Genomic DNA, 26,459 nt, shown 5'->3' with positions numbered 1-26,459 from the left:
TCTGCTCAATACCGTCTTTTGGCTCATTACCGTCTTTTGCCAGGCTTGCGGGCGCCTGTCGGCTTGCCGGCGGGCTTGCTGCCGAACCTGGCCTTTCGGCCGAACGGCGCACCCGAACGATCGGCATATGGCGCCGGGCCGCTCCGCTTGCCAGCGCGACCCGTTGCCACGGTCCGTCCCGGGGAGAGCAGCTCGAAGCGAAGGGCGCCCGCGACTGGGGCAGCCTCGACGAGTTTGACATGGACGCGGTCGCCCAGGCGCCAGCTCTCGCCGGTGCGCTCGCCGGTGAGGGCGTGGGCCGCCTCGTCGTAACGGTAGTAGTCCGCGCCGATGGTCGATGCCGGGATGAATCCATCGGCGCCGGTGCCGTCGAGCTTCACGAACAGGCCCGCCTTGTGCACGCCGCCGATGCGCCCGTCGAAACTCGCGCCGATCTGGCCGGCGAGGAAATGGGCGATCAATCGGTCGGTGGTTTCGCGCTCGGCCGCCATCGCCCTTCGCTCCGCCGCCGAGATCCGCGTCGCGACCTCGCGCAGCTCCGCCAATGTGGTGCTCTTGGGCAGGCCATCCTCGCCCATCTTCATCGCCGCGATCAGCGCGCGGTGCACGATCAGGTCGGCATAGCGGCGGATCGGCGAGGTGAAGTGGGCGTAGCGGCGCAGGTTCAGGCCGAAATGGCCGTAATTTTCGGCGACGTATTCAGCTTGCGCCTGCGTCCGCAGGACCACCTCGTTGATCAGCGTCTCGTTCTCGGAGCCCTTGATGGTCGCCAGAATGCGGTTGAACAGCACCGGCCGCAGCGCGCCGTCCTTCGGCAGCTTGATGCCGATGGAAGCGAGCACCTCGCCGAGCGCGCGCATCTTCTCCAGCGAGGGCTCGTCATGGCAGCGATAGATCAGCAGGCTGCTGGCCTTCTCGAGCGTCTCGGCCGCCGCGACGTTGGCGAGGATCATGAATTCTTCGATCAAGCGATGAGCCGCTAGCCGCTCCGGCACCATGACGCGATCGACCGAGCCGTCTTCCTTCAGGACCAGCTTGCGCTCTGGGAGGTCCAGTTCGAGCGGCTGACGCTGGTCGCGGGCGCGCGCCGCAATGCCATAGGCCGCCCAGAGCGGCATCAGGATGCTGTCGCGGATCGGCCCGGTCTTGTCGTCGGGCTTGCCGTCGATCGCAGATTGAGCCTGCTGGTAGGATAGCTTCGCGGCAGAGCGCATCAGGATGCGGTGGAAGGAGTGGCCCTTCTTGGAGCCATCCGATTTCAGCACCAGCCTGACCGCCAGCGCCGGCCGGTCTTCCAGTTCGCGCAGGGAGCAAAGGTCGTTGGAGATCCGCTCCGGCAGCATCGGCACGACGCGGTCCGGGAAATAGACCGAATTCCCGCGTTCCAGCGCCTCGCGGTCCAGCGCCGAATGCGGCGTCACATAACCTGCGACATCGGCGATGGCGACGGTGACGACGAAGCCGCCGGGATTGTCGGGGTCGGTGTCCGGCGCGGCATGGACCGCATCGTCATGGTCCTTGGCGTCGGCGGGGTCGATCGTGACGAGCGGCAGCGCGCGCCAATCCTCACGCCCCTTCAGGCTCGCGAGCGCCGCCGCCCCCGCCTCCTTCAGCGTCGCCGGCTGGAACGCGTTCGGGATGCCATGGGCATGGATCGCGATCAGGCTGACGGCGCGTTCGGACTTGATCGAACCCAGCCGCTCGCGCACCTCGGCCTCCTGCGGGCCGAAGCGGCTTTCGCGGCGGAGCGAGACCGAGACGAGGTCGCCGTCCTGCGCCTCGCCGGTGCGGCCCTTCGGGATGATCGCTTCGCTCCCTTTCGCCTTCTTGTCGATCGGCACAAGCCTGCCCGATCCATCGGGCAGGGCCCGGAAGATGCCGAGGATGGCGGCCTTGGCCTTGCCCATGATCTTGAGGACGCGGCCGGAATAGGCGAAATCGGCAACGCCTCGCAGCCGTGTCAGCTTGAGCAAAGCCTGATCGCCGACGCCGGGGGCCTGCCCGGCATCCTTCGATTTGCGGCGGTCGTCGCGGGTGGTCTCGACCAGGATGCGCGGGGCGGCGCCCTCGTCCGCCTCGTTCCATTCGAGCGGCTGCGCGACGAGATCGCCGTCCCGGTCGCGGGACTTGATCTCGCAGAGCAGCACCGGGGGCAGGGCGTTGCGCGGGTGCACCGGGCGCGCGTCTCCGTCGCCGCCGATCTCGCCCTCGCGTTCCATCTCCTTGAGAAGGCGCTTGAGCCAAATCTTGCCGCCCTGGTCGAGGCCGAAGGCCTTGGCGATCTCGCGCCGGCCGACCTCGCGCCCGGCGGCGCGCTCTTCCTCCACGAAATCGAGGATCGCCTGACGGCTGGGTTCAGGCGCGTTCAAAGGACCAGCTCATGACGAAGAGGAAACTGTTGGAAGCCATCTCGCGCCTGTTTGCCATGGTTGCGTTCGGCACGCCAGCAGCCCGTCCGCTCGGTTCCTCTCGAACAAAATAAGAAGGGCCACCCTTTCGGGCGGCCCTTCCATTGTCGAACCGCGACCCAGCGAACCGGGTCGATGGTGCGAAAACTCACGCGGACAAAGAAACCCAGCCAGAAGAGGTCCAGGTCCGCCCGCCTTGCACCAGCGGTTGATGACAATGAGACACTGGATCACCTCCTTTCAGTTGTTACCGACGAGATGGAGGCTATGGCGATTCTCCCCGGCTCGTAAATGCTAAAAAATGCGCGGGTCGGAGGGGATGGTCTGGCGTGTTTGCCGGCTCATTTGATGAACGGTGCCGTGCTGCACAAACGATGGGCGTCCTGTCCGCTTACAAAATAGGCAAACTTGGCGTTTCGGTTCGATCTTGCGTCGCGATCCGTCTCGTCGGCAGGAAATTCCTTCACGCGGCGGCCGGCAGCAGAGGGTTGCGTGAACTCTTAATCGTTCAGGCGAGTTGGCACGCGCCTTGCCAAGAGCGTTCCGGGCCGGTGGGGCCTAACGGTGCCACTCTTGGCGGCCGCATAACAGAATGTTCGGGAGTCGTCCGTGAGCAGCAACCGTCGCGAATTTCTTGGTACCGCTTTGGCGGGTGCCGCTTTCATCGGTTCGTCCTACCTGCCGGCGGCGGCGCAGCAGGAGACCATCAAGGTCGGCATCCTGCATTCGCTCTCGGGCACCATGGCGATCTCCGAGACGACGTTGAAGGACGTCATGCTCATGCTCATCGAAGAGCAGAACAAGAAGGGCGGCGTGCTGGGCAAGAAGCTCGAGGCGGTCGTGGTCGATCCCGCTTCCAACTGGCCGCTCTTCGCCGAAAAGGCGCGCGAGCTGATCACCAAGGACAAGGTCGCGGCGACCTTCGGCTGCTGGACCTCGGTCTCGCGCAAGTCGGTGCTGCCGGTGTTCAAGGAGCTGAACAACATCCTGTTCTACCCCGTCCAGTACGAGGGCGAGGAGAGCGAGCGCAACGTGTTCTATACCGGCGCGGCGCCGAACCAGCAGGCGATTCCGGCGGTCGATTATCTCGCCAAGGATGAAAAGGTCGAGCGCTGGGTTCTGGCCGGGACCGACTACGTCTATCCGCGCACGACCAACAAGATCCTCGAGGCGTATCTCAAGTCCAAGGGCGTGAAGCCCGAAGACATCATGATCAACTATACGCCGTTCGGCCATTCGGACTGGCAGACGATCGTCTCGGACATCAAGAAATTCGGCTCGGCCGGCAAGAAGACCGCCGTGGTCTCGACCATCAACGGCGATGCCAATGTGCCGTTCTACAAGGAACTCGGCAACCAGGGCATCAAGGCGACCGACATTCCGGTCGTGGCCTTCTCCGTCGGCGAAGAGGAACTGGCCGGCATTGATACCAAGCCGCTCGTCGGCCATCTCGCCGCCTGGAACTACTTCGAGTCGATCAAGACGCCGGAGAACGAGGCCTTCATCAAGCAGTGGCAGGCCTACAAGAAGAACCCCAAGGCGGTCACCAACGACCCGATGGAAGCCCATGTCATCGGCTTCGCCATGTGGGTGAAGGCTGTCGAGAAGGTGAAGTCGACCGATCCCGACAAGGTCATCGACGCGCTGCCGGGCATCGAGGCTCCGAACCTGACCGGCGGCATCTCCAAGATGCTCCCGAACCACCACATCACCAAGCCGGTCTTCATCGGCGAGATCAAGGATAACGGCCAGTTCGACGTGGTCTGGAAGACCCCCGGCCTGGTGGCAGGCGACGCCTGGTCGAAGGAGCTCGACGGCTCCAAGGACCTGATCGGCGATTGGGTCGAGAAGAAGTGCGGCAACTTCAACACCAAGACCGGCAAGTGCGGCGGCGCCTGATGGCGGCCGCCTGAGATCAAGAGGGGGAGGGGCGGCACGGAAAGAAATTCCGGCCGTCCCTCGTTTCTACCACCGTCTCAAGCAAGCGCTGGCGGTCGTCCCGGCCGAAGCGACGCACAGAGCCGGGATCCATTCCTGAACCTTTCCGTCAAAGGTTCAGGAATGGATCCCGGGTCACCCTTCGGGTGCCCGGGATGACCGCCAGCGGATGTCGATCCTGATGCCTATCTTTCACCGTCTCCTGCACGTCGGCGTCATTCTCGTGGCGCTGGTCGCGGCTTCGGTCGCCTCCTTCGCGCAAGGGGCGGACGAGGCCTTCCAGCGACTCGCGGCCGACAGCTATTCCGACACCGCTCGCGGTATCGAATTGCTGATCCAGACAGCCCATCCCAATGCCGCGCTCGTCATCGAGGCGCTGAGCGACGGCCGGCTGTTGGCCGGGCCAAGCGGCGTCGTGGTCAAGACCGCGAGCGGCAGCTTCATCGATGCGAAGACCGGCGCCACGCTTTCCGCCGCGCCGGCCGATGTGAAGCCGGTGCGCCTCAACAACGCCGTGAGGCGATCCGTTCAGGGAGCTCTCGGCGGCCTGGGCCTGCTCAATCCCGACGTCGACAAACGCGTTGCCGCGGCCGAGGCCGTCTTCAAGTCGCGCGATGCGAGCCTTCTGCCGGTCGTCGAGGCGGCGATCGGCAAGGAAACCGACCCTCGCGCCCGTGCGGCGTTGCGGCAGGCGCAGGCCGCCATTCTAGTTTCGAAGCCCGACGCCCAGCCGCTCGACCGCCTTGCCGCGATCGACGTCCTGCGCGAGCGCGGCGATCAGGACGCACTCGCCACCCTGCGGGCGCTGCCGGCAGACGCCACGCCCGCCCTCAAGGATGCGCAGGCTAAGGCGATCACCGCGATCGAAGGCCGGCTGAAGCTCTGGGCCATGGCGCAGAACCTTTGGTACGGGCTCTCGCTCGGCTCCGTCCTGCTGCTCGCCGCCATCGGGCTGGCCATCACCTTCGGCGTGATGGGCGTCATCAACATGGCCCATGGCGAGATGGTGATGCTCGGCGCCTACACCACCTTCATGGTGCAGGAGATCATCCGCAGCCATGCCCCTTGGCTGTTCGAGTGGTCGCTGGCCATCGCGCTGCCCGCCGCCTTCATCGTCGCCGGCACGGTCGGCATCGCGATCGAGCGCGGCGTGATCCGCTTCCTTTACGGCCGCCCGCTTGAAACCCTGCTCGCGACCTGGGGCATCAGCCTGATCCTGCAGCAGGCGGTCCGCACCGCCTTCGGCCCCACCAACCGGGAGGTCGGCGCGCCGGCTTTCATGTCGGGGACCTTCGATCTCGGCGGGCTCGCGATCACCTATAACCGGCTCGGCATCATCGTCTTCTCAGGGCTCGTCTTTGCTGCCCTGCTCGCCATCCTGAAGCTGACCCCGATGGGCCTTCAGATGCGCGCGGTCACCCAGAACCGGCGCATGGCCTCGGCGATGGGCATCCGCACCGGGCGCATCGACGCGCTGACCTTCGGGCTCGGCTCCGGCGTGGCGGGGCTGGCCGGCGTGGCGCTCTCGCAGATCGACAATGTCAGCCCCAATCTCGGCCAGAGCTACATCATCGACAGTTTTATGGTCGTGGTGTTCGGCGGCGTCGGCAATTTGTGGGGCACGCTGGTGGGCGCGATGACGCTGGGCGTCGCCAACAAGCTGCTCGAACCCTATGCCGGCGCGGTGCTGGGCAAAATCGCGCTGCTCGTCTGCATCATTCTCTTCATCCAGAAACGCCCGCGCGGCCTGTTCGCGCTCAAGGGCCGGGCGGTGGAAGCATGATCACCCGCTTCCTCCTGCAGAAGATGGACCGGCGCGGCGGCGTCTTCCTCGCGCTGATCCTCGGGCTTGGTCTGCTCGTGCCGCTCTCGAACCTGCTGCTGCCGGCGGGCTCTGCGCTGCATGTCTCAACCTCGACCATGTCGCTGTGGGGCAAGTATCTCTGSTACGCGCTGCTGGCGATTTCGCTCGATCTGGTCTGGGGCTATTGTGGCATCCTCTCGCTCGGCCACGGCGCCTTCTTCGCACTCGGCGGCTACGCCATGGGCATGTATCTGATGCGCCAGATCGGCACGCGCGGCGTCTACGGCAACTCGCTACTGCCCGACTTCATGGTCTTCCTGAACTGGCAGGAGCTGCCCTGGTACTGGTACGGGTTTTCGTCATTCCCCTTCGCGATGCTGATGGTGCTGGCGGTGCCGGGCCTACTCGCCTTCGTTTTCGGCTGGTTTGCCTTCCGCTCGCGCGTCACGGGTGTCTATCTTTCGATCATCACGCAGGCGCTGACCTACGCGCTGCTGCTGGCCTTTTTCCGCAATGATATGGGGTTCGGCGGCAATAACGGCCTGACCGACTTCAAGGACATCCTCGGCTTCAACATCCAGACGCAGGGGACGAGGGCGGCGCTGTTTGCCATGACCTGCGTGATGCTGGCCGCCGGCTTCCTGATCGCGCGAGGCATCGTGGTCTCGAAGCTCGGCAAGGTCGTCATCGCGATCCGTGACGCCGAGTCGCGCACGCGCTTTCTCGGCTACCGCGTCGATCGCTTCAAGCTTTTCGTCTTCACCGTCTCGGCCTGCATGGCGGGCGTGGCGGGTGCGCTTTATGTGCCGCAGGTCGGTATCATCAACCCCAGCGAATTCGCGCCGGCGAATTCAATCGAGACCGTGATCTGGGTCGCCGTCGGCGGTCGTGGCAGCCTGGTCGGCGCAGCGTTGGGTGCTGTGGTGGTGAACTGGGCCAAGACCGTCTTCACCTCCGGCTTCATGGCGCCGTATTGGCTCTTCGCGCTCGGCGGGCTGTTCGTCGTCGTGACGCTTTTCCTGCCCAAGGGCATCCTTGGCACAGCCGAGGCGCTGTGGGCGGGACGACGCAAGCCCAAGCAAAGGCCGGTCGCCGAGCCGGCCCCGGCGGAGTGAGGCTATGAATGCTCCCAACCCCGGCGCTCTCACATCGTCACTGCTCTACCTCGACGGCGTCAGCGTCTCCTTCGACGGCTTCAAGGCCATCCGCGGACTGTCGTTGACCATCGAGCCCGGCGAGATGCGCGCGATCATCGGGCCCAACGGCGCCGGCAAGACGACGATGATGGACATCATCACCGGCAAGACGAAGCCGGATGTCGGCACGGTGATGTTCGGAGGTCATGTCGACCTCACCAAGCTCGACGAAGCCGCCATCGCCAATCTCGGGATCGGTCGCAAGTTCCAGAAACCGACCGTCTTCGACTTCCACACGATCGAGGACAACATCCTGCTCGCTCTGAAGTCGAAGCGCACGGTGGGCCGGACGCTGTTCTGGAAAACCGAGCCGGCCCAGCAGAAGCGCATCGACGATATTCTCGGCATCGTGAAACTTGCCGACAAGCGCGACCTTCTGGCCGGCTCGCTCTCGCACGGCCAGAAGCAATGGCTCGAAATCGGCATGTTGCTGGCGCAGGACCCCAAGCTCCTGCTCGTCGATGAGCCCGCCGCCGGCATGACCGATGGCGAGACGGCGCAGACGGCGGTGCTGCTCAAGGAGATCGCGAAGGATCATTCCGTCATCGTGGTCGAGCACGACATGGGCTTCATCCGCGAGCTTGGTGTGAAGGTCACGGTGCTGCACGAGGGCTCGGTGCTGGCCGAAGGCCCGCTCGACCAGGTCAGCGCCAATGAGCGCGTCGTCGAAGTGTATCTGGGACGGTGAAAGTGATGCGCAGCGACCACTCCGTCATTGCGAGCGTAGCGAAGCAATCCAGAAAGACTGGGTGGCACGCTTCGCTTAGTTCCCCTGGATTGCTTCGTCGCTGCGCTTCTCGCAATGACGGAAATATCGAGCGCATCCCATGCTGACCGTCGATGCCATCGATCTTCACTACGGCGCGGCGCAGGCTCTGCGCCGCGTGTCCGTCACGGCGGAGCGTGGCAAGGTGACCTGCGTGATGGGCCGCAATGGCGTCGGCAAGACGACACTGATGCGCGCCATCGTCGGCCAGCAACCGATCAGCGCAGGTCGCATTTCCTTCGGTGGGCAGGACATCTCGACGCTGCGCACGGAGGACCGCGCACGCGCCGGGATCGGCTTCGTGCCGCAGGGCCGCGAGGTCTTCCCGCTGCTGACGGTGAAGGAAAACCTCGAAACCGGCTTTGCGCCATTGGCCCGCAAGGACCGCCATATACCGAACGAACTGTTCGACCTTTTCCCCGTGCTGAAGTCGATGCTCGGCCGGCGCGGTGGAGACCTCTCGGGTGGCCAGCAGCAGCAACTCGCCATCGCGCGGGCGCTGGTCACCCGGCCCAAACTGCTGGTGCTGGACGAGCCGACCGAGGGTATCCAGCCTTCGATCATCAAGGATATCGGCCGGGCGATCGATTACCTGCGCCAGAAGGGCGACATGGCGATCGTTCTGGTCGAGCAGTATTTCGATTTCGCCCGCGAGCTTGCCGATACCATGTTTGTGATGGATCGCGGCGAAGTCGTGCTGTCGGGGCCGATGAGTGAGCTGGACGGCGCGCAGGTGCAGCGATTGATCCAGGTGTAAAGATCGCATCCATCGTTGCGAGCGAAGCGAAGCAATCCAGGGGGACGTCGAGCGCTGCCGCCCCTGGATTGCTTCGTCGCTGCGCTCCTCACAATGACGAGACTTTCGACCCGCTGATTAAGAGTCAGCTGCTCTAGGCCAGCCCTCAAAACACCAGCGGCCGGTTCTCCACCACTTCCTTCATCACGAAGAAGGTGCGGGTCTGACGCACGCCCGGCAAGGCCAGCAGCGTTTCGGCGTGCAGCCGGTTGAAATCCGCCATGTCGCGCACGCGAATTTTCAGGAAATAGTCGAAGTCGCCGGCGACGACATGGCAGTCGAGCACCACCGGCAGATCCTTCACGGCCGCCTCGAAAGTGCCGAAGCTTTCCGGCGTCGAGCGGTCGAGTACCACGCCGACAATGGCGAGCGTGCCTCTTTCTACCTTCGCTGGAGAGACCTGCGCCCGCACTCCGGTGACGTAGCCCTCGGTGAAAAGACGCTGGATGCGGCGATGGCAGGTCGCGGCGCTGGTGTTCACCCGCTTGGCGATTTCGGCGTTGCCCATCCGGCCGTCCGCCTGAAGCAGACGCAGGATTTTCAGGTCGGTGCGGTCCATTTCCGATGCCATGAAAGAATCTTCCATAAATGTCGGTGTGCCCCAACGATCTTGATCACAAAATCCGATCTCAAGCAGAAATGAGAACAGATTACCGGTTCATTTCGAAAGCACCTTCCGCGTCTGTTTTGTTAGGTTTCGCATCGGTTTAATGGAGCGAGCAAGACCGATGCTGAATAAATTCGAGCGCTACAAGCTGACCTTCGGGCCGAGCCCCATCGAGAAGCTGCCCCGTCTGTCGGCTCATCTCGGCGGCGGCGTCGAGCTTTATGCCAAGCGCGAGGACTGCAATTCCGGTCTGGCCTTCGGGGGCAACAAGCTGCGCAAGCTCGAATATATCGTGCCGGACGCCATCGCGTCGGGCGCGGATACGCTGGTCTCGATCGGCGGCGTGCAGTCCAATCACACCCGCATGGTCGCCGCGACGGCGGCCAAGATCGGCATGAAGTGCCGGCTCGTGCAGGAGAGCTGGGTGCCGCATGATGACGCCGTCTATGACCGCGTCGGCAATATCCTGATGTCGCGCGTCATGGGCGCGCATGTCGAGCTGGTCGACGAGGGCTTCGATATCGGCATCCGCGCGAGCTGGGAAAATGCGCTGGCCGACGTGAAGGCCAAGGGCGGCAAGCCCTACCCCATTCCCGCCGGCGCCTCCGTGCACAAGTTCGGCGGCCTCGGCTATGTCGGCTTCGCCGAGGAGGTGAGGGCGCAGGAGGCCGAGCTCGGCTTCAAGTTCGACTATATCGTCGTCTGTACCGTCACCGGTTCGACCCATGCCGGCATGGTCGTCGGGTTCGCGCAGGACGGGCGCCAGCGCAACGTCATCGGCATCGACGCGTCCTTCACCCCGGCGCAGACCAAGGCGCAGGTGCTCGACATCGCGCAGAAGACCTCGGCCCTCGTCGGCGGCAAGGACATCGTCTCCGACGACATCGTGCTGAACGAGGACTACGCCTATCCGGTCTACGGCGTACCCTCGAAGGAGACGATCGAGGCGATCCGGATGTCCGCCCGGCTCGAAGGCATGATGACCGACCCCGTCTATGAGGGGAAATCCATGCAGGGCATGATCGACCTCGTGAGGAAAGGCTTCTTCCCGGCGGGTTCGAAGGTGCTTTACGCCCATCTCGGCGGGGTGCCGGCGATCAACGGCTACAGCTACACTTTCCGTAACGGCTAAGCCGTGACGGAGGCGATTCTCTTCCTCGAATACGCGGTGGCCGACAGGGCAGGCCGCGAAGCCGTGCGGGAGCGGCTCTCCGCCCTCGCTTTGCTGGGCGCCGCGCGGATGATCTTCGCCGCGACCGAGGAGGCGTCGGGCCTCGACGCCTCCTCGGTCGTGGCGCTCGGTTTCTCCGATGCGGCACGGGCGAGGGCAGCTCTCGATCGATGGAGAAACGAGGGCGCCCTGCCTGTCGGTGCAACGGCGCGGTTGCTCGCGGCCGAGCAGGCTCAGGCTCCGATCCTGCTCTTCCCTTGAGCGTGGCGCTTGCGGCCGGCGCGTCGGCGGGGCAGAACCTAGCGTCAAGACCGCCGGCGCCGTTAGTCGGCGCGAGCGGGAGATGCCCTGATGCAACTCGGAGTGATCGGCCTCGGCCGGATGGGCGGCAACATCGTGCGCCGTCTGATGCGCGCCGGCCATGAATGCGTGGTCTATGACCGCGACCCCAAGCCAGGGCAGGCTCTTGCTGCCGACGGTGCGGTTATTGCCAGCGATCTCAAGGACTTGGTGAGCAAGCTTCAGGCGCCGCGCGCGGTCTGGGTGATGCTGCCGGCCGGCAAGATCACCGAAGCGACGCTCACGGAGCTGGCCGGGCTGGTCTCGGAAGGCGACACGCTGATCGATGGCGGCAACGCCTTCTGGAAGGACGATGTCCGCCGCGGCAAGGAACTGGCAGCCAAGGGCATTCACTACATGGATGTCGGCACCTCCGGCGGCGTCCATGGGCTGGAGCGCGGCTACTGCCTGATGATCGGCGGCGACAAGGCGGCCTTTGACCGGCTGGAGCCGATCTACAAGGTGTTGGCACCGGGCAAGGGCGAGATCGAGCTGACCAAGCATCGAGACGGCCGCAACGCGACCGCCGAGGACGGCTATCTGCATTGCGGCCCGGTCGGAGCCGGCCATTTCGTCAAAATGGTCCATAACGGCATCGAATACGGCATGATGCAGGCCTTCGCGGAAGGCTTCGACCTGCTCCGCAACGCCTCCGCCAAGGAAGGCCTGCCGCCGGATTACGGCTTCGATTTCGATGTTCCGGAGATCGCGGAGGTCTGGCGCCGAGGCTCGGTCGTGACATCCTGGCTGCTCGACCTGACGGCCGAAGCGCTCGCCGCCGACGAAGAGCTGTCCGCCTATACCGGCAACGTCTCCGATTCGGGCGAAGGCCGCTGGACGGTGGATGCGGCCGTCGAAACCGCGACGCCGGCCGAGGTTCTCACCTCGGCGCTGTTCGCGCGTTTTCGCTCCCGCGTCGACCATACCTTCGGCGAGAAAGTGCTTTCGGCGATGCGCGCCGGCTTCGGCGGCCATGTCGAGCCGAAGCCGGGGATTGTGCAACCGGCCGGGCCGGTCGCTGTCGGGGCGGATTCCGTTCCGGTCTCCACCAGTCCGCATAAGGGCTGATAGGTGGCACCGGAGGCATTGCAGCGGGTCAAACCCGCAGTCGTCGTCGTGATGGGCGTCGCAAGCTCGGGCAAGACCTCGCTGGGCGAGCGGCTGGCCAAACGGCTCGGCTGGCCGTTCCGGGACGCCGATTCGTTCCATCCGCCGGACAACGTCGCCAAGATGGCCGGCGGCACGCCGCTGACCGACGACGACCGCAAGCCATGGCTGGCGGCCATCGCGGCCTGGATCGACGATCTGCGGGCCAAGGGCGCGCATGGCATCGTCACCTGCTCGGCGCTGAAGCGGGCCTATCGCGAGGTCATCGTGGGCGAGCGGCCGGATGTGGCGCTGGTCTATCTCAAGGGCTCGCGGGAACTGATCGGGCGACGCATGGCCGCGCGCCAACATCACTTCATGCCGCCCGCGCTTCTCAACAGCCAGTTCGCGACGCTCGAGGAGCCCGGACCGGACGAGCGTCCGCTGATTGTTTCCGTCGAGGACAGCAAGGATGTGATCGAGCAGGAGGTGCTCGACCAACTGGGGCTGGGCTAGCGCTCCTTGGGTTGGCTAGTGCTTGGGCCGACTAGTACTTGGGCCGGCTAGTGCTTGGGCCGCGTCGGCCAGTCGATCACGGCCGAGGCAAATACCGCGCACCAGATCAGCACGGGCTGAAATGCCAGCCGCGGACCGTGATACCACCAACTCGACGGCAGGCCGGTTACGGCGATGCCGTCGAAGGCGTGCTTGATGTTGGCCGGGAAGACGCACAGGGCATAAAGCGCGAGACCGATCCCTGCCGCCTTGCGCAGTCGCGGGATCAGCAAGCCCACCGCGCCGGCGATTTCGGCCAATCCGGTGATGATGACGACCTCGCGCGGAAACGGTACCCAGTCCGGCACGATCGGCAAAAAGCCATCGGGAGCGCCGAGATGCAGCAGCCCGGCCGCCGCATAGAACGCGACCAGCAGCCCGCGCAGGAGGGTGCGTGCGGTCATGTGACCTCGAACCAGCTCCACAGGCCGAGGTCGAATCGCTCCAGCACCGTTGAGGAGATCAGCCAGCGGCCGGGATTGTCGGCGAGGAAGGCGATGTGCAGCTTCTTGCCGTCCGGAATCTGAACCGTGTCGAGAAAATAGTTCTCCCAGCCATCGTCGAGCGGGTGAAGCAGACGCACGGCATGGCCATGCACGTGCAGCGGCTGGACGAAGGCGGTCCGGTTGTCGATCGCCATCACGACAGGCGCGCCGCGCCTGACGCTGAACAGCGGCTTGGCGTCCTTCGAGCCGGTGCCGCCATTGACGCGCCAGGGTCGCGCCAGATCGATGCCGGCAAAGTCGATCGTGCGCTCCGGTGTCGGCTTGCCGCCGCCTTCGATCACGAATTCGGGACGCAGCGCATCCTGCATCCGCACGGCAGCGGGCAGAGCGGGGTTGGGCTTCAGGATCGCGCCCTCGCTGCGCGGCATTCTGGCTGTTCCCTCCGTCACGATCCGCAGCAGCGGCAGGCCCGGACCGACGAGCGCCGTGATGCCGAGCGAGGCCCCGGTGGCGTCGGGCAGATCGACGATCACGTCGTAACGTGTGCCTGGCGCGAAGGGCAGCTGCGCATGAACGGGCTCGAAGGGTTCGGTGGGTTGGCTGTCGACGGCGATCACCGAAACCTTGGCGCCGTCGAATCGCAGCCGCATGATCCGGGCGTTGCAGGCGTTGGCGAGCCGCAGCCTGACGCGCGATCCCGGTGCGAGCTTCAGCGAATGCGGCGGCGACTTGCCGTTGACGGTGAGCCAGCTGCCCAGCCGCCCGGCGGCGGCTGACGCGGTGCTGGACAGGGTGAAGGGCTGGATCGCCTGGTCCTCGCCGAGCAGCCAGTCGCGGATCACGACCGGCAGATCGAGATCCACGGCGGGCGGCTCGCGCTCTTCGACGATCAGGAGCCCGCTCAGGCCACGGCCGTTGGGTTCCGAGGAGTTGCCGAGGCTAAGCGGTCGATAGAGGATCGTGCCGGGATCAGGCGGTGTCAGCCGGTATTCGGCGCTTTCGCCCGGCGCGACGGGGGCCTGGCTGAAGCCGCCCACACCATCCTGCGCCGCCTCGCCGCGCACGCCCTGCCAGTGCAGCGAAAGCGGCGCCGTCGTCTTGTTTTCCAGCTTGAGCCGCAGCGTGTCGCCCTGCCTGATTCGCAGCGTCGGACCCGGTGTCTCGCCGTCGAAGGCCCAGAGTTCCGTTTCCGCCGCTGGCGCGGGACGCAGGCGCAGCTTGGCCGGCTGGGCCGTCAGCGTACGGGGCTTCGGCGCATCGGACGGCGCAGGCTGCTGCGCACGGGCGGGCAGGGCGGAGACGAGGCTCGCCCCGCCAATGCCGGCAATCAGATCGCGACGGCGGATGCCGGACGAAGCGGGTGGGCTGCTGCTCATGAAGCCCGGCATAAAGCGGCGGCAGCGCTCTGGCGAGAGGCGAAGACGCTCTGGCAAGAGGACTGGCAGGGCGGGGCCGTTTTACAGAACCGTCATTTTTTTGCTGCAAGCGCCGGGCGAAATGCGTATAGCACCGCGGCTTGAAGATGGCCGCGCTGCGTTCGATCGCGCGCAAACATCATCGGCCGGCGGGCGTGGCGGAATTGGTAGACGCACTGGTTTTAGGTACCAGCGGCGAAAGTCGTGGGGGTTCGAGTCCCTCCGCCCGCACCATCGGCAGGATCGACGCGCACCCGGCCGGGTGCGACAACGGCGGTCCTTAGAGGTATTGCTGCATCGGATCTCCCGAAAAGTGGTGTTCACTTTTTAGGTCCGGTACGAGAATTTTCGCGAGCGCGGTGGCGGTCTCAACGACCGGCGTCGCGCTTTGGACATCGAGACGTAAACGAGCTGTTGGCGGTATAAGAAATGAACGTGACAGAAACCCTCTCGCAGGGCCTCAAGCGCGAATTCCAGGTTGTGCTGAACGCCGCCGACCTGAAGACCAGGCTCGATGGCAGCCTCCAGGATCTCCAGGGCAAGGCCAAGATCAACGGTTTCCGTCCGGGCAAGGTGCCTGTCGCGCATCTGCGTCGTCTTTATGGCCGTTCGGTTATGTCCGATGTGCTCCAGAACGCCGTCAACGAGGCGAACCAGAAGATCGTCGCGGATCATGGCCTGAAGCTCGCTTTCGAGCCGCAGATCCGCTTCCCCGAGAACAAAGACGAGATCGAGGCGGCGATGGAGGCCAAGGGCGATCTCGCCTTCACGGTCGCCCTCGAGGTTCTGCCGAAGATCGAACTCGCCGACATCTCGGACGTGTCGCTGGTGAAGCCAGTCGCCGAGGTGCCTGACGCCGAGGTCGACGCCGCGCTGGAGCGCATGGCCGCCGGCAACCGCAGCTTCGCCACGAAGGGCGAGAAGGCCATCGCCGAGAAGGGTGATCGCCTGATCATCTCCTTCGTCGGGACGCTCGACGGCGAGAAATTCGATGGCGGAACGGGCGACAGCATCCCGCTCGATCTTGGCGCGGGGCAGTTCATTCCCGGCTTCGAGGAGCAGCTCGAGGGCGCCTCGACCGGTGAGACGCGCACCGTCAAGGTGACGTTCCCTGAAAACTACGCGTCCGAGAACCTCGCCGGCAAGCCGGCCGAGTTCGAGGTGACCGTGACCGATGTGCAGGCCCCCGAGGCCGTCAAGATCGACGACGAGCTTGCCAAGGGCTTCGGCATGGAATCGCTCGACAAGCTGAAGGAAGCGGTCCGCGAGCAGATCGGTCGCGACTTCGTTGCGCAGTCGCGCCGCAAGCTCAAGAAGGGCCTGCTGGACGCTCTCGACGGCAAGTACTCCTTCGACCTGCCGCCGACGCTGGTCGACCAGGAGTTCAACAGCGTCTGGAGCCAGGTCGAGGCCGATATGAAGCAGGCCAGCAAGACCTTCGCCGATGAGGACACCACCGAGGACGCCGCCCGCGCCGACTACCGCAAGATCGCGGAGCGACGCGTTCGCCTCGGTCTGGTGCTGGCCGAGATTGGCGAGCAGGCCAAGGTGCAGATCTCGGACGACGAGGTCACCCAGGCTCTGATCGAGCGCGCACGCCAGTTCCCGGGCCAGGAAAAGGAAGTCTGGGAGTTCTATCGCAAGAACCCGCAGGCTCTCGCCGAAATCCGCGCCCCGATCTTCGAGGAGAAGGTCGTGGACCATTTGCTGGGTCAGGTGAAGGTCGAGGACCAGACGGTTTCGCGCGACGCGCTCTACGCCGACGAGGATGGCGAGGAGACTGCCGAGGCCAAGCCGAAGAAGGCGCCTGCCAAGAAGGTCAAGAAGTCCGAGGGCAAGACCGACGCCGAGGACAAGGCCGAGGACGCGTCGGCCTGAGGCGAGCCTGAGTCGATCCGGAGCTTCCGGCAACCTTAACGACAGCATTCGCGCCGCCGGCCCCGGGACCGGCGGCGCTTCCCTTTTCAGCCACGTTCGGCGTGCTTATGTGGTGTGTCTTCCAGAACACCGCCGATTCGATAAAGCCGCCGCCGAGCGGGGCTCCCATCAAGGATTGATCCATGCTTCGCGATCCAATCGAGACCTACAACAATCTCGTCCCGATGGTGGTCGAGCAGTCGAGCCGCGGCGAGCGGGCCTTCGACATTTATTCGCGCCTGCTGCGCGAGCGCATCATCTTCCTGACGGGTCCGGTCGAGGACTACTCGGCCTCGCTGATCGTGGCGCAGCTGCTGTTTCTCGAAGCCGAGAACCCCAAGAAGGAAATCTCCTTCTACATCAATTCGCCGGGTGGCGTGGTCACCTCGGGCATGTCGATCTACGATACGATGCAGTTCATTCGCTGCCCGGTGACGACGCTTTGCGTCGGCCAGGCCGCTTCGATGGGCTCGCTGCTCCTGACCGCCGGCGCCAAGGACATGCGCTTCGCGCTGCCCAACGCACGGATCATGGTCCATCAGCCTTCGGGCGGCTTCCAGGGTCAGGTCACCGATATCCTGATCCACGCCAAGGAAGTCGAGAGCCTGAAGCGCCGGCTGAACGAGATCTATGTTCACCACACCGGCCGCAGCTATGCCGAGATCGAGGCGGCGCTGGAGCGGGATAACTTCATGACCGCCGAGCAGGCGCGCGATTTCGGCCTGATCGACAAGGTCATCGAAAAGCGCGCCGACGAGCCGGCTGTCTGAGGTGCGACGCGTGGTCTCTTTGCAGTGGGTTGGCGTGGCCCGGTGCAGAGACCATATTGTCAGAGGATCGGCCCCGTGTTTGCATGGGGTCGGGGATGCGCGGACAGGCGCTCCATTATGATCCGGGTTGAACCGGCCCAGCGTATCCGGATGTAGCGGAACGGGTCGTTAACCCAATCATCGTGATCTGAGCGCTTATTTATGACGGCGAGACGACGGTCGCATCCGCTTCGGCTGATGGGGTCCGGTCTTCCCGAACTGGAGATGGACAATGGCCAGCAAGCCCGGCGGCGACTCGAAGAGCACGCTGTACTGCTCTTTCTGCGGCAAGAGCCAACATGAAGTCCGCAAGCTCATCGCGGGCCCGACCGTGTTCATCTGCGATGAATGCGTCGAGCTGTGCATGGACATCATCCGCGAGGAATCGAAGTCCGCGCTGGTGAAGTCGAAGGACGGCGTGCCGACTCCCAAGGAGATCCGCAAGGTTCTCGACGACTACGTCATCGGCCAGGAGCACGCCAAGAAGGTGCTCTCCGTGGCGGTGCACAACCACTACAAGCGCCTGAGCCACGCGACGAAGAACAACGACGTCGAGCTGGCGAAGTCGAACATCCTGCTGATCGGACCGACCGGCTCGGGCAAGACGCTGCTCGCGCAGACTCTCGCCCGCATCCTCGACGTTCCCTTCACCATGGCGGATGCGACGACCCTGACCGAGGCCGGTTATGTCGGCGAGGATGTCGAGAACATCATCCTCAAGCTGCTTCAGGCATCCGACTACAATGTCGAGCGGGCCCAGCGCGGTATCGTCTATATCGACGAGATCGACAAGATCAGCCGCAAGTCCGACAACCCCTCGATCACCCGCGACGTGTCGGGCGAGGGCGTCCAGCAGGCGTTGCTCAAGATCATGGAAGGCACCGTCGCCTCCGTGCCGCCGCAGGGTGGCCGCAAGCATCCGCAGCAGGAGTTCCTGCAGGTGGACACGACGAACATCCTGTTCATCTGCGGTGGCGCCTTCGCGGGCCTCGACAAGATCATTTCGAGCCGCGGCAAGGGCACCTCGATCGGCTTCGGCGCTTCGGTGCAGGCGCCGGACGAGCGCCGTACGGGCGCAATCTTCCGTGAGGTCGAGCCCGAGGATCTGCTGAAGTTCGGCCTGATTCCGGAATTCGTCGGCCGTCTGCCGGTTTTGGCGACGCTGGAGGATCTCGACGAGCCCGCGCTGAAGACCATCCTGACCGAGCCCAAGAACGCATTGGTCAAGCAGTATCAGCGCCTGTTCGAGATGGAAGATACGCAGCTCACCTTCACCGAGGAGGCGGTCAGCCTGATCGCCCGCAAGGCGATCGATCGAAAGACCGGCGCGCGTGGTCTGCGCTCGATCATGGAGGGCATCCTGCTCGAGACCATGTACGAGCTGCCCGGGCTGGAAGGCGTCGAGCAGGTCGTCATCGGGCCGGAAGCAGTGGAGCACAAGGCACGTCCGCTCTTCATCTATTCGGAACGCGAGGAGGAGACCAAGTCGGCTTCGGCGTGATTTGGCACTCTGGCTTACCAGGACAGAACGCGCGCCGATGGCGCGCGTTCTGCGTTCAAGGCGTACTCGCCGGTTGAGCAGCTTCCGCAAGCCCCGGTATTTGCTCGGCCCTTACCGTGACGCAATGCAGCGGTGCATGAGCCGGATGCCTTGCTTGAAAGCCGGCGAGGAAGTCTCCACTTTAGGTGCACTTGCGAGAGTCGCATGCCTGTCGAGGGTGCGGTGCGCAAGGGCGGAGGAGCGAATGGTCGCCCCGGCCGCAACGTTCGATCGTATCGCCCATCTCGGGGGTCCGCCGGACGCAACTGCAAAGGAACTGCCATGACTGGCTCGACGCCACGCGCTCCATTCGTCTCTGGCGAGACCGGCACGTATCCGGTTCTGCCTCTGCGCGATATCGTCGTATTCCCCCATATGATCGTCCCGCTCTTCGTCGGCCGCGAGAAGTCCATCCGCGCGCTCGAGGAGGTGGTGAAGACGGACGGGCTTATCCTGCTGGCGACTCAGAAGAACGCCGGCGACGATGACCCGCAGCCTAACGAGATCTACGAGATCGGCACGCTCGCCCGTGTCCTGCAGCTGCTGAAGCTGCCCGATTCGACCGTCAAGGTTCTGGTCGAGGGTGTCGGCCGCGCCAAGGCGTCGGCCTATTCCGCGGCCGAGTCCTTTTACGAGGCCGAGGCCACCGGTCTCGACGAGGAAGAGGGCAAGAAGGTCGAGGTAGAGGCTCTGGCCCGCTCGGTCGTTGCCGAGTTCGAGAGCTATGTAAAGCTCAACAAGAAGATCTCCGGCGAGATCGTCGCGGCTGTGACGCAGATCGACGAGCCGACCAAGCTCGCCGATACTGTCGCCTCGCATCTCGCGGTCAAGATCGCAGACCGGCAGGCCGTGCTGGAGATCACCAGCGTTTCGCAGCGCCTGGAGAAGGTGCTCTCGCTGATGGAAAGCGAGATGTCGGTGCTTCAGGTCGAGAAGCGCATCCGCTCGCGCGTCAAGCGCCAGATGGAGAAGACGCAGCGCGAATATTACCTCAACGAGCAGATGAAGGCGATCCAGAAGGAGTTGGGCGACGGCGAGGAAGGCCGCGACGAGCTGGCCGAGCTGGAAGAGAAAATCGCCCGCACCAAGCTGACGAAGGAGGCCCGTGACAAGGCGGTGGCGGAGCTGAAGAAGCTGCGCCAGATGTCCCCGATGTCGGCCGAGGCGACCGTGGTCCGCAACTATCTCGACTGGATGCTCGGTATCCCGTGGGGCAAGAAGTCGAAGATCAAGAAGGACCTTAACGCGGCACAGCTCGTGCTCGATGACGACCATTTCGGTCTCGACAAGGTCAAGGACCGCATCGTCGAATATCTCGCCGTGCAGCAGCGCGCCAACAAGCTCGCTGGCCCGATCCTGTGCCTCGTTGGCCCTCCGGGTGTCGGCAAGACCTCGCTCGGCAAGTCGATCGCCAAGGCGACCGGACGCGAATTCGTGCGCGTTTCGCTTGGCGGCGTGCGTGACGAGGCCGAGATTCGCGGTCACCGCCGCACCTATATCGGCTCGATGCCCGGCAAGATCATTCAGTCGATGAAGAAGGCCAAGACCTCCAACCCGCTCATCCTGCTCGACGAGATCGACAAGATGGGACAGGACTTCCGCGGCGATCCTTCGGCGGCCCTGCTCGAGGTGCTCGACCCAGAGCAGAACTCGACCTTCAACGACCATTACCTCGAGGTCGACTATGACCTGTCGAACGTGATGTTCGTGACGACGGCGAACACGCTCAACATCCCGCCGGCTCTCATGGACCGGATGGAGGTGATCCGCATCGCCGGCTACACCGAGGAAGAGAAGGTCGAGATTGCGCGCAAGCATCTGATCCAGAACGCGATCAAGAAGCACGGGCTGAACGGTGAGGAATGGTCCGTCACCGACGACGCCTTGCAGATGCTGGTGCAGCGCTACACCCGCGAAGCGGGCGTGCGTAACCTGGAGCGCGAGATTTCCAACACGGTCCGCAAGGGCGTGAAGGATATCGTGCTCGGCAAGAGGGAAAAGGTCGTTGTCGACGAGACTCTGCTCGAAGAGTATCTCGGCCCGCCGCGCTATCGCCACGGCATGGCGGAGACGGAGGATCAGGTCGGTGTTGTCACCGGGCTGGCCTGGACCGAGGTCGGCGGCGAGTTGCTGACGATCGAGGGCGTCATGGTGCCCGGCAAGGGCCGCATGACCGTCACCGGCAACCTCAAGGACGTGATGAAGGAATCGATTTCGGCGGCGGCCTCTTATGTCCGCTCGCGCGCCGTCGATTTTGGCATCGAGCCTCCGCTGTTCGACAGGCGCGACATCCACGTCCACGTTCCCGAGGGCGCGACTCCGAAGGACGGCCCCTCTGCGGGTATCGGCATGGCGACGGCGATCGTCTCGACCATGACCGGCATCCCGACCAACCGTGACGTCGCCATGACCGGCGAGGTTACGCTGCGGGGGAGGGTGCTGCCGATCGGCGGGCTGAAGGAGAAGCTTCTGGCGGCGCTACGGGGTGGCATCAAGAAGGTGCTGATCCCGGAGGAGAACGCCAAGGATCTGGTCGATCTGCCGAAGTCGGTTCGTGACGGGCTGGAGATCGTCCCGGTTTCGCGAATGGAGCAGGTTCTCCAGCATGCGCTGACCCGCCAACCGGTTCCGATCGTCTGGGAAGAGGATCTGAAGGCCGCGCCGCCCAAGAGCGCGGAAGAGGACTCAGCGGGCCTTGTCGCTCACTGAGCGTTGTCCCGTTTCCGACCAATACAGAGCCGGCGCGAAAGCGCCGGCTCTTTTGTCTGTTATCGGCCGGGGAGCGCATGACACGGGCCGCCAATGGGGCTCGTCGGCTCTTTAATCCGGCTGGTCCTGATAGGAGGTGGTGGGCAGTGACGGGCTCGAACCGCCGACATCCTCGGTGTAAACGAGGCGCTCTACCAACTGAGCTAACCGCCCTCTGCGGAGGCGTTTAAGGCTTCGAGGCAGGCATCGCAAGTCTTGCTCCCGCGTCTGTCGGCCGCGCCTGGAACGACATCGGCGGATTTTCGCCATCTTCCTCGGCAGGGTGAGGCGATGAGCCGTCATCCGCCTTGCGTCCTCTCGTATCTTCGTTGGATGAGCGCGCTGTTCGTTTGTGGCGTTCAACAAGCCGCGGCGCAGACAATCGTGCCTGATTCCTTCTTTGCAGGGCGTCCGGCGTTCTCGCGCGCGGAAGAGATCGCCACGCCAGCCAGCTGCGACGAGATCGCGGCGCAATTGCCGGACGCGGTACCGCGCGATTCGCGAGTCGACATGGCGGTTGCCGGCCCGGTGACATTGCTCCAGACGGATGGGACCGTCTGGTATGTCGCGGTCTGCTCCGACCCTAGCGTGCGCGTGCTCTGCGTGACCTATAGCGCCAAGGACTTGAAGCTCGGCGATCATGTCGTGGTGCGCGGCGGCTATAATCGTCAGAACGAGCGCCATGTGATGCTGGATCCTTGCCTGACTTCGCCCGAATGAGCCGGGGGAAAAGACCGCCGCACCCGGCGACCTGGAATAAAACTCGGGCAATTTGATTTTGCCGGCATGCTCGGCTTGACAGGTCCAGCCTTGGGCAATACTCACCACGTCGCTGACGGCGAACGCCTCAGCCACCCTGCGCGGGTGTAGCTCAGTTGGTTAGAGTGCCGGCCTGTCACGCCGGAGGTCGCGGGTTCGAGCCCCGTCACCCGCGCCATTTAATCAAAGGGTTAGCCCAGTTGATGGGCGTTTGGTTCTACTTTTATGACCCCCCCTTGGTTACATTGTTCGTCCCGATTGTTCTTTCTGAGGCTTTGCCCGCCCTACCCGGCGGCTAGCGTCACCATCGCAGACACTGGCGATGTTGAGGGGGTTGTAGTCTGCTGGAGCCGGGCCGAAGCGGCCAGGGTATTGGCCATATTGGTCGAGATGGCGTGGGCGCTTGCTCCTTCCGCTGTCGCTTCCACCGTTCCTTGATCGCCGCATGTCGGCAGGCTGCCTTGTTTCTTCCGGCTCGAATTCGGCGAGGCGAACGACGCGGAAATCGAGGCATCGCTTGTTTTTTGAGTAGGGAGCTGGCTGCCGCGATTCCGCCGCTCACGGTTGTGCCGCTGCTGCGCGTCCTGAAGATCGGCGCGTTGGGAGAAGCTCAAACCCCAGAGAAGCAATGCAGGCATCCAGAAGCCGTATCGCCCGCTGCCCAAGCGGGCCCGCAGCAGGCCTGTTGGCCTTCGCGCGGGCGAGAGCGAAAATTGCTCCGTACAGGTCATCCGCGCGCTGACCGGTGGTTAGGGAGCGGAGGTCGATCGGCGAGAGCTGGCTGTCCCACGCTGTCGCCATGAGCGCGGCGAGACCTTTGTAGCCTATCCGCCAGCCGCGTTTGATGAGACGAACGATTTTGCCCTCGAGCCAGATCGCCTGACAAGGCGCCACTGCCAAGTTTGCGACGGCTAGCGACGGGTCGGTTTTCCCGCGAGTGTAGCCCATAGCGGCCATTCTGACCCCCGAGCGCGCCAGACCTTGATGACGCGATGACGTTCTCGTTTGAGGAGATCGTATCGGCCCTTGTCGCGGCCTCCGCCGAGTTCAGGGGCTGGTGGTTATCCTACCGGGTGGCAACACCATCGTCAGGTCGGAAGACGCTGCGGCTGGACGGGCCGAACGGAACAGCCTTCGACTACGCCACCTTCCGGCCAACGACTACACGCGCGTGAGTTGAACGGGCCGAAGGGCCGTTCCCGAAACCCAAATACGCTAATTTTGGGAGGCCGGTCGCGTTATCGATCAACCATCGTTTGCGGGAAACGGTGCTCAGACCGGTCGGGCGACCACGGGGATATAGCTTTCGAGGACGGGATCCGGGAACCGGACCGTCTCGCCGAGTTCGGCCGATCTGTATAGCCCCATCAGGATTTCCATGACGCCGACCCCGTCCGCGAAGGTCTCGCAAGGCTGCCGGCCATGCCGAAAAGCCTCGACCATGTGGCGGTTTTCGTCGGTGTAGCCGTAGATTCCGGCCTCGTCCTCGACGACCGGCATCAGGCCCTGCTCGGCATTCTGCTTCTCGACGAGGTCCTCGCCCTCGGCGCCGCTGACGCCGCGGCCGATGAAGACCTTGAGGCCGGTCGAGAGCGAGGAGAACTCCATCGAATATTCCGGGCCCAGCAGTTCCAACTGGATGCGCAAGCCGGCACCGACATAGGCCCAGGAGGTCGTCGCCTCGATAACCAGCTCATGGCCGGCCTCGTCTTTGAGCGTGACGATGCCGCGGGCGAAATCCTCGACGGGGCGTTGTCCGAATTCGATGCCCATGCGCTGTCTTAGATCGGCGACATAGCGGGGCCGCGTCCATTTGAGCGTCGCCACCGTCGCGTTCGCACTGACGAGTGTCAGCGAGGAGCGCGGTGCATCGGGCGCCGTCAGCAGATGCCGCCCGACCTCGACCGAATGGCACATCATGTCTGACAGCACGCCACCGCCTTGGCGTTCGCCTTGCCAGAACCAGGGCTCGTGGGGGCCCGAATGCTCCTCGGCCGCGCGGGCAAGGTAGGGCCGGCCGCCCTGTGGCACCGCACGTCGCCAGATGATGTCCTTGCCGCGCATCACCGCGGTCGAGAAGATCTGGTTCTCCAGATAGCCGTGCAGCAGGCCTGCATCCTGGACCAGTGACAGCATCTCGCGCGCTTCGGCAAGACTGCGCGCCAGCGGCTTCTCGCACGCGACGGCGCGGAGCGGAGCGCCGGCTTTTTTGAGGCGGTGAATGTCGCGCATGATATCGAGGCGCGTGTCGTTGGGCGTCATGATCCAGAGCGCATCGACTTCGCCCGACATCATCATCGCCTCGACGCTGTCGAAGGCGCGCGCAGGCCCGAGGCCAAGCGAATTGGCGAGATCGGCGATGCGACTGCGGCGATCGGCCGAGCGGCTATAGACGCCCGTGACCACGACGTTGCGAACCCCGACCATGGACTGGAGATGAAAAGCCGCAATGAATCCGGTGCCGATGAAGCCGACGCGCAGCAAGGGCAGGGGGGTGGGCTGGCTCATGATCGGTCTCCTGATTCGGGTCCGGCTAGGGCAGGGGCGGCGTCCGGCCTGGGATCGCCCGCAGCAGCGCCTGCGTATAGGGATGGGCGGGCGACGCGATCAGCTCGGCCGCCGGCTTGATCTCGACGATCTCTCCACCGCGCATCACCGCAATCCGGTCGCAGATCTGTGCGGCTACGGTGAGGTCGTGAGTGATGAACAGCATCGCGAGGTCGAAGCGGCGCTTCATTTCTTCGAGCAGCGCAAGAACCTGGGCCTGCACCGAGACGTCGAGCGCCGAGACCGGCTCGTCGGCTACGAGCAGCGCTGGCCGCAGGGCAAGCGCGCGGGCGATGCCGATACGCTGGCGTTGGCCGCCCGAGAACTCGTGTGGGTAACGCTCCGCCGCTGACGGATCGAGGCCCACCAGGGAGAGCAGCTCATGGGCGCGCGCCATGGCTTCGGCGCGGGGGGTGCCATGCGCAATCGGCCCATCGGCGATGGCCTGGCCGATGCGTCGACGAGGATTGAGCGAGGCGAACGGATCCTGGAACACCATCTGGACATGCCGGCGCGCACGCCGCAACTGGTCGCCACGTGCCGCACTGAAGTCGACCTCACCCAATTGGAGTGTGCCTCCGTCAGGCTCAGTCAGCCGTAGCATCAGCCGTCCGAGCGTGCTCTTGCCCGAGCCTGATTCACCGACGAGGCCCAGCGTCTCGCCGCGTCTGATGTCGAGGCTGATGTCCTTGACGGCCGCGACCTGGCGGCCAGCGCCGAACCAGCCCCTGCCGCGATAGGTTTTGACAAGATTACGCGCCCTGGCCGCGATCGGCTCGGCGTCGAGCGAGCGCCGGACCGGTGGGTCGAGGGTCGGGACAGCTGCCAGCAACCTCCGCGTATAGGCATGCGCCGGCGCGCCCAGCACGGCGGCGACCGGCCCGCTTTCGACGACAATCCCCCCCTCCATGACCGCGACCTCATCTGCGATCTCGCGTACCACGCCAAAATCATGGGTGATGAACATTACCGCCATGCCACGCCGGCGCTGGATGTCGCGAATCAGTCGGAGGATCTGCGCCTGCGTGGTGACGTCGAGCGCCGTGGTCGGCTCGTCGGCGACGAGTACGGCCGGTTCCAGCGCCAGAGCCATTGCGATCATCGCACGCTGGCGCTGGCCGCCGGAAAGCTGGTGCGGATAAGCGCGCAGGATCGCCACCGGGTCCGGCAGTCCGACCTCCGCCACGAGCGCCAGCGTCCGCTCGCGGCGCTCCTCCGCCGAGAGGCGGCCATGCGAGAGGAAGACTTCCTCGATCTGCTTGCCGATCCGGATCACCGGGTTGAGGGCCGTCATCGGCTCCTGGAAGATCATCGCGAGCCTGGACCCGCGCAGCGCCCGCCATTCGCTCTCGGGCAGGGCGAGCAGGTCGCGACCCTCGAACAGGATGCGGCCGCCGACCGGCCTGACCGCGCGTGGCAGCAGTCCCATCAATGCCGAGGCGCACAGCGACTTGCCTGAACCGGACTCGCCGACCACGCACAGAATCTGCTCGCGCCGCAAGTTCAGCGAGACGCCGTCGACCGCAAGTGCCCGGTCGGCGCCGGCCGGCAGCGCCAGGCTCAGATCCTCGATGGCAAGCACGATCGGGGAGGGAGGGGGCGCGTCTCTCAT

At 64.7% G+C, this 26,459-nt stretch carries 21 protein-coding genes and 3 tRNA genes; 16 read left to right on the top strand and 8 right to left on the bottom strand.

What is annotated here, in order from left to right; genetic code table 11:
• Positions 1 to 26 precede the first annotated feature (26 nt).
• A complete protein-coding gene (gene rnr, locus AC1DR6_RS19185) occupies positions 27 to 2,369 on the bottom strand; it encodes a ribonuclease R (RefSeq protein WP_476830862.1) in 2,343 nt (780 codons plus the stop codon).
• A gap of 684 nt (positions 2,370 to 3,053) precedes the next feature.
• On the opposite strand from rnr, the gene urtA reads away from it, so the two are divergent.
• From urtA to urtE, 5 genes are all read left to right on the top strand, one after another.
• Positions 3,054 to 4,307 carry an urea ABC transporter substrate-binding protein gene (gene urtA, locus AC1DR6_RS19180; protein WP_476830928.1) on the top strand — a complete coding sequence of 418 codons (1,254 nt, stop codon included), beginning with the start codon at positions 3,054 to 3,056 and terminating at the stop codon, positions 4,305 to 4,307.
• Positions 4,308 to 4,527: 220 nt separating this feature from the next.
• Complete coding sequence (gene urtB, locus AC1DR6_RS19175) at positions 4,528 to 6,129, top strand: urea ABC transporter permease subunit UrtB (protein WP_476830861.1); 1,602 nt, start codon at positions 4,528 to 4,530, stop codon at positions 6,127 to 6,129.
• A gap of 23 nt (positions 6,130 to 6,152) precedes the next feature.
• Entirely contained in the window at positions 6,153 to 7,265 is a 1,113-nt protein-coding gene (gene urtC / locus AC1DR6_RS19170) for an urea ABC transporter permease subunit UrtC (protein ID WP_476830927.1), read from the top strand.
• A 4-nt stretch (positions 7,266 to 7,269) separates the two neighbouring features.
• Positions 7,270 to 8,034, top strand: a complete 765-nt coding sequence (gene urtD / locus AC1DR6_RS19165) for an urea ABC transporter ATP-binding protein UrtD (protein ID WP_476830860.1) — start codon at positions 7,270 to 7,272, stop codon at positions 8,032 to 8,034.
• Between the two features lie 139 nt (positions 8,035 to 8,173).
• On the top strand, positions 8,174 to 8,869 hold the full coding sequence (gene urtE, locus AC1DR6_RS19160; protein ID WP_476830859.1) for an urea ABC transporter ATP-binding subunit UrtE: 696 nt from the start codon (positions 8,174 to 8,176) through the stop codon (positions 8,867 to 8,869).
• A 145-nt stretch (positions 8,870 to 9,014) separates the two neighbouring features.
• Here the strand turns inward: urtE and AC1DR6_RS19155 are convergent, their stop codons facing one another.
• On the bottom strand, positions 9,015 to 9,467 hold the full coding sequence (locus tag AC1DR6_RS19155; RefSeq protein ID WP_476830858.1) for an Lrp/AsnC family transcriptional regulator: 453 nt from the start codon (positions 9,465 to 9,467) through the stop codon (positions 9,015 to 9,017).
• A gap of 169 nt (positions 9,468 to 9,636) precedes the next feature.
• On the opposite strand from AC1DR6_RS19155, the gene AC1DR6_RS19150 reads away from it, so the two are divergent.
• From AC1DR6_RS19150 to AC1DR6_RS19135, 4 genes are all read left to right on the top strand, one after another.
• Complete coding sequence (locus AC1DR6_RS19150; protein ID WP_476830857.1) at positions 9,637 to 10,647, top strand: 1-aminocyclopropane-1-carboxylate deaminase; 1,011 nt, start codon at positions 9,637 to 9,639, stop codon at positions 10,645 to 10,647.
• A gap of 3 nt (positions 10,648 to 10,650) precedes the next feature.
• Positions 10,651 to 10,947, top strand: coding sequence for a hypothetical protein (locus AC1DR6_RS19145; protein WP_476830856.1), 297 nt, complete (start codon positions 10,651 to 10,653; stop codon positions 10,945 to 10,947).
• 90 nt (positions 10,948 to 11,037) lie between these two features.
• The gene (gene gnd / locus AC1DR6_RS19140; protein ID WP_476830855.1) at positions 11,038 to 12,093 is read left to right on the top strand and encodes a phosphogluconate dehydrogenase (NAD(+)-dependent, decarboxylating); all 1,056 of its coding nucleotides are present in this window, start codon (positions 11,038 to 11,040) and stop codon (positions 12,091 to 12,093) included.
• A 3-nt stretch (positions 12,094 to 12,096) separates the two neighbouring features.
• On the top strand, positions 12,097 to 12,627 hold the full coding sequence (locus AC1DR6_RS19135; RefSeq protein WP_476830854.1) for a gluconokinase: 531 nt from the start codon (positions 12,097 to 12,099) through the stop codon (positions 12,625 to 12,627).
• 47 nt (positions 12,628 to 12,674) lie between these two features.
• On the opposite strand, the gene AC1DR6_RS19130 is transcribed toward AC1DR6_RS19135, so the two are convergent.
• Both AC1DR6_RS19130 and AC1DR6_RS19125 read right to left on the bottom strand, forming a co-directional pair.
• On the bottom strand, positions 12,675 to 13,070 hold the full coding sequence (locus tag AC1DR6_RS19130; RefSeq protein WP_476830853.1) for a DoxX family protein: 396 nt from the start codon (positions 13,068 to 13,070) through the stop codon (positions 12,675 to 12,677).
• Positions 13,067 to 14,488, bottom strand: a complete 1,422-nt coding sequence (locus tag AC1DR6_RS19125; RefSeq protein ID WP_476830852.1) for a multicopper oxidase family protein — start codon at positions 14,486 to 14,488, stop codon at positions 13,067 to 13,069. The genes AC1DR6_RS19130 and AC1DR6_RS19125 overlap by 4 nt, the downstream gene beginning before the upstream one ends.
• 188 nt (positions 14,489 to 14,676) lie before the next feature.
• Here AC1DR6_RS19125 and AC1DR6_RS19120 point away from each other — a divergent pair.
• From AC1DR6_RS19120 to lon, 5 genes are all read left to right on the top strand, one after another.
• Positions 14,677 to 14,761 (top strand) — tRNA-Leu (locus AC1DR6_RS19120).
• A gap of 195 nt (positions 14,762 to 14,956) precedes the next feature.
• Positions 14,957 to 16,405 (top strand): trigger factor, encoded by a 1,449-nt coding sequence (tig, locus tag AC1DR6_RS19115; protein WP_476830851.1) that lies wholly within the window; start codon positions 14,957 to 14,959, stop codon positions 16,403 to 16,405.
• A 182-nt stretch (positions 16,406 to 16,587) separates the two neighbouring features.
• The gene (locus tag AC1DR6_RS19110; RefSeq protein ID WP_476830850.1) at positions 16,588 to 17,214 is read left to right on the top strand and encodes an ATP-dependent Clp protease proteolytic subunit; all 627 of its coding nucleotides are present in this window, start codon (positions 16,588 to 16,590) and stop codon (positions 17,212 to 17,214) included.
• A 271-nt stretch (positions 17,215 to 17,485) separates the two neighbouring features.
• Positions 17,486 to 18,754 (top strand): ATP-dependent Clp protease ATP-binding subunit ClpX, encoded by a 1,269-nt coding sequence (clpX, locus tag AC1DR6_RS19105; protein ID WP_476830849.1) that lies wholly within the window; start codon positions 17,486 to 17,488, stop codon positions 18,752 to 18,754.
• Between the two features lie 321 nt (positions 18,755 to 19,075).
• Entirely contained in the window at positions 19,076 to 21,502 is a 2,427-nt protein-coding gene (gene lon / locus AC1DR6_RS19100) for an endopeptidase La (RefSeq protein ID WP_476830848.1), read from the top strand.
• A gap of 137 nt (positions 21,503 to 21,639) precedes the next feature.
• Here lon and AC1DR6_RS19095 read toward each other — a convergent pair.
• A tRNA-Val gene (locus AC1DR6_RS19095) sits at positions 21,640 to 21,715 on the bottom strand.
• Between the two features lie 210 nt (positions 21,716 to 21,925).
• Here AC1DR6_RS19095 and AC1DR6_RS19090 point away from each other — a divergent pair.
• On the top strand, positions 21,926 to 22,261 hold the full coding sequence (locus AC1DR6_RS19090) for a hypothetical protein (protein ID WP_476830847.1): 336 nt from the start codon (positions 21,926 to 21,928) through the stop codon (positions 22,259 to 22,261).
• Positions 22,262 to 22,401: 140 nt separating this feature from the next.
• Positions 22,402 to 22,478, top strand: a tRNA-Asp gene (locus AC1DR6_RS19085).
• Between the two features lie 106 nt (positions 22,479 to 22,584).
• Here the strand turns inward: AC1DR6_RS19085 and AC1DR6_RS19080 are convergent.
• From AC1DR6_RS19080 to AC1DR6_RS19070, 3 genes are all read right to left on the bottom strand, one after another.
• The gene (locus AC1DR6_RS19080; RefSeq protein WP_476830846.1) at positions 22,585 to 22,938 is read right to left on the bottom strand and encodes a hypothetical protein; all 354 of its coding nucleotides are present in this window, start codon (positions 22,936 to 22,938) and stop codon (positions 22,585 to 22,587) included.
• A gap of 634 nt (positions 22,939 to 23,572) precedes the next feature.
• On the bottom strand, positions 23,573 to 24,808 hold the full coding sequence (locus AC1DR6_RS19075) for a Gfo/Idh/MocA family protein (protein WP_476830845.1): 1,236 nt from the start codon (positions 24,806 to 24,808) through the stop codon (positions 23,573 to 23,575).
• Between the two features lie 25 nt (positions 24,809 to 24,833).
• The gene (locus tag AC1DR6_RS19070; protein ID WP_476830844.1) at positions 24,834 to 26,459 is read right to left on the bottom strand and encodes an ABC transporter ATP-binding protein; all 1,626 of its coding nucleotides are present in this window, start codon (positions 26,457 to 26,459) and stop codon (positions 24,834 to 24,836) included.

This window comes from Allobosea sp. P5_A5, from assembly GCF_056400625.1.
The sequence above is the reverse complement of the archived record's forward strand: the minus strand, read 5'-3'. Positions and strand labels throughout refer to the sequence as shown.

Coding starts and splice junctions, on each gene's coding strand:
- urtB (WP_476830861.1), top strand. CDS start 4,528: ATGCCTATCTTTCACCGTCTCCTGCACGTCGGCGTCATTCTCGTGGCG.
- urtD (WP_476830860.1), top strand. CDS start 7,270: ATGAATGCTCCCAACCCCGGCGCTCTCACATCGTCACTGCTCTACCTC.
- urtE (WP_476830859.1), top strand. CDS start 8,174: ATGCTGACCGTCGATGCCATCGATCTTCACTACGGCGCGGCGCAGGCT.
- AC1DR6_RS19155 (WP_476830858.1), bottom strand. CDS start 9,467: ATGGACCGCACCGACCTGAAAATCCTGCGTCTGCTTCAGGCGGACGGC.
- AC1DR6_RS19150 (WP_476830857.1), top strand. CDS start 9,637: ATGCTGAATAAATTCGAGCGCTACAAGCTGACCTTCGGGCCGAGCCCC.
- gnd (WP_476830855.1), top strand. CDS start 11,038: ATGCAACTCGGAGTGATCGGCCTCGGCCGGATGGGCGGCAACATCGTG.
- AC1DR6_RS19130 (WP_476830853.1), bottom strand. CDS start 13,070: ATGACCGCACGCACCCTCCTGCGCGGGCTGCTGGTCGCGTTCTATGCG.
- AC1DR6_RS19125 (WP_476830852.1), bottom strand. CDS start 14,488: ATGAGCAGCAGCCCACCCGCTTCGTCCGGCATCCGCCGTCGCGATCTG.
- tig (WP_476830851.1), top strand. CDS start 14,957: ATGAACGTGACAGAAACCCTCTCGCAGGGCCTCAAGCGCGAATTCCAG.
- AC1DR6_RS19110 (WP_476830850.1), top strand. CDS start 16,588: ATGCTTCGCGATCCAATCGAGACCTACAACAATCTCGTCCCGATGGTG.
- clpX (WP_476830849.1), top strand. CDS start 17,486: ATGGCCAGCAAGCCCGGCGGCGACTCGAAGAGCACGCTGTACTGCTCT.
- lon (WP_476830848.1), top strand. CDS start 19,076: ATGACTGGCTCGACGCCACGCGCTCCATTCGTCTCTGGCGAGACCGGC.
- AC1DR6_RS19080 (WP_476830846.1), bottom strand. CDS start 22,938: ATGCCTGCATTGCTTCTCTGGGGTTTGAGCTTCTCCCAACGCGCCGAT.
- AC1DR6_RS19075 (WP_476830845.1), bottom strand. CDS start 24,808: ATGAGCCAGCCCACCCCCCTGCCCTTGCTGCGCGTCGGCTTCATCGGC.
- AC1DR6_RS19070 (WP_476830844.1), bottom strand. CDS start 26,459: ATGAGAGACGCGCCCCCTCCCTCCCCGATCGTGCTTGCCATCGAGGAT.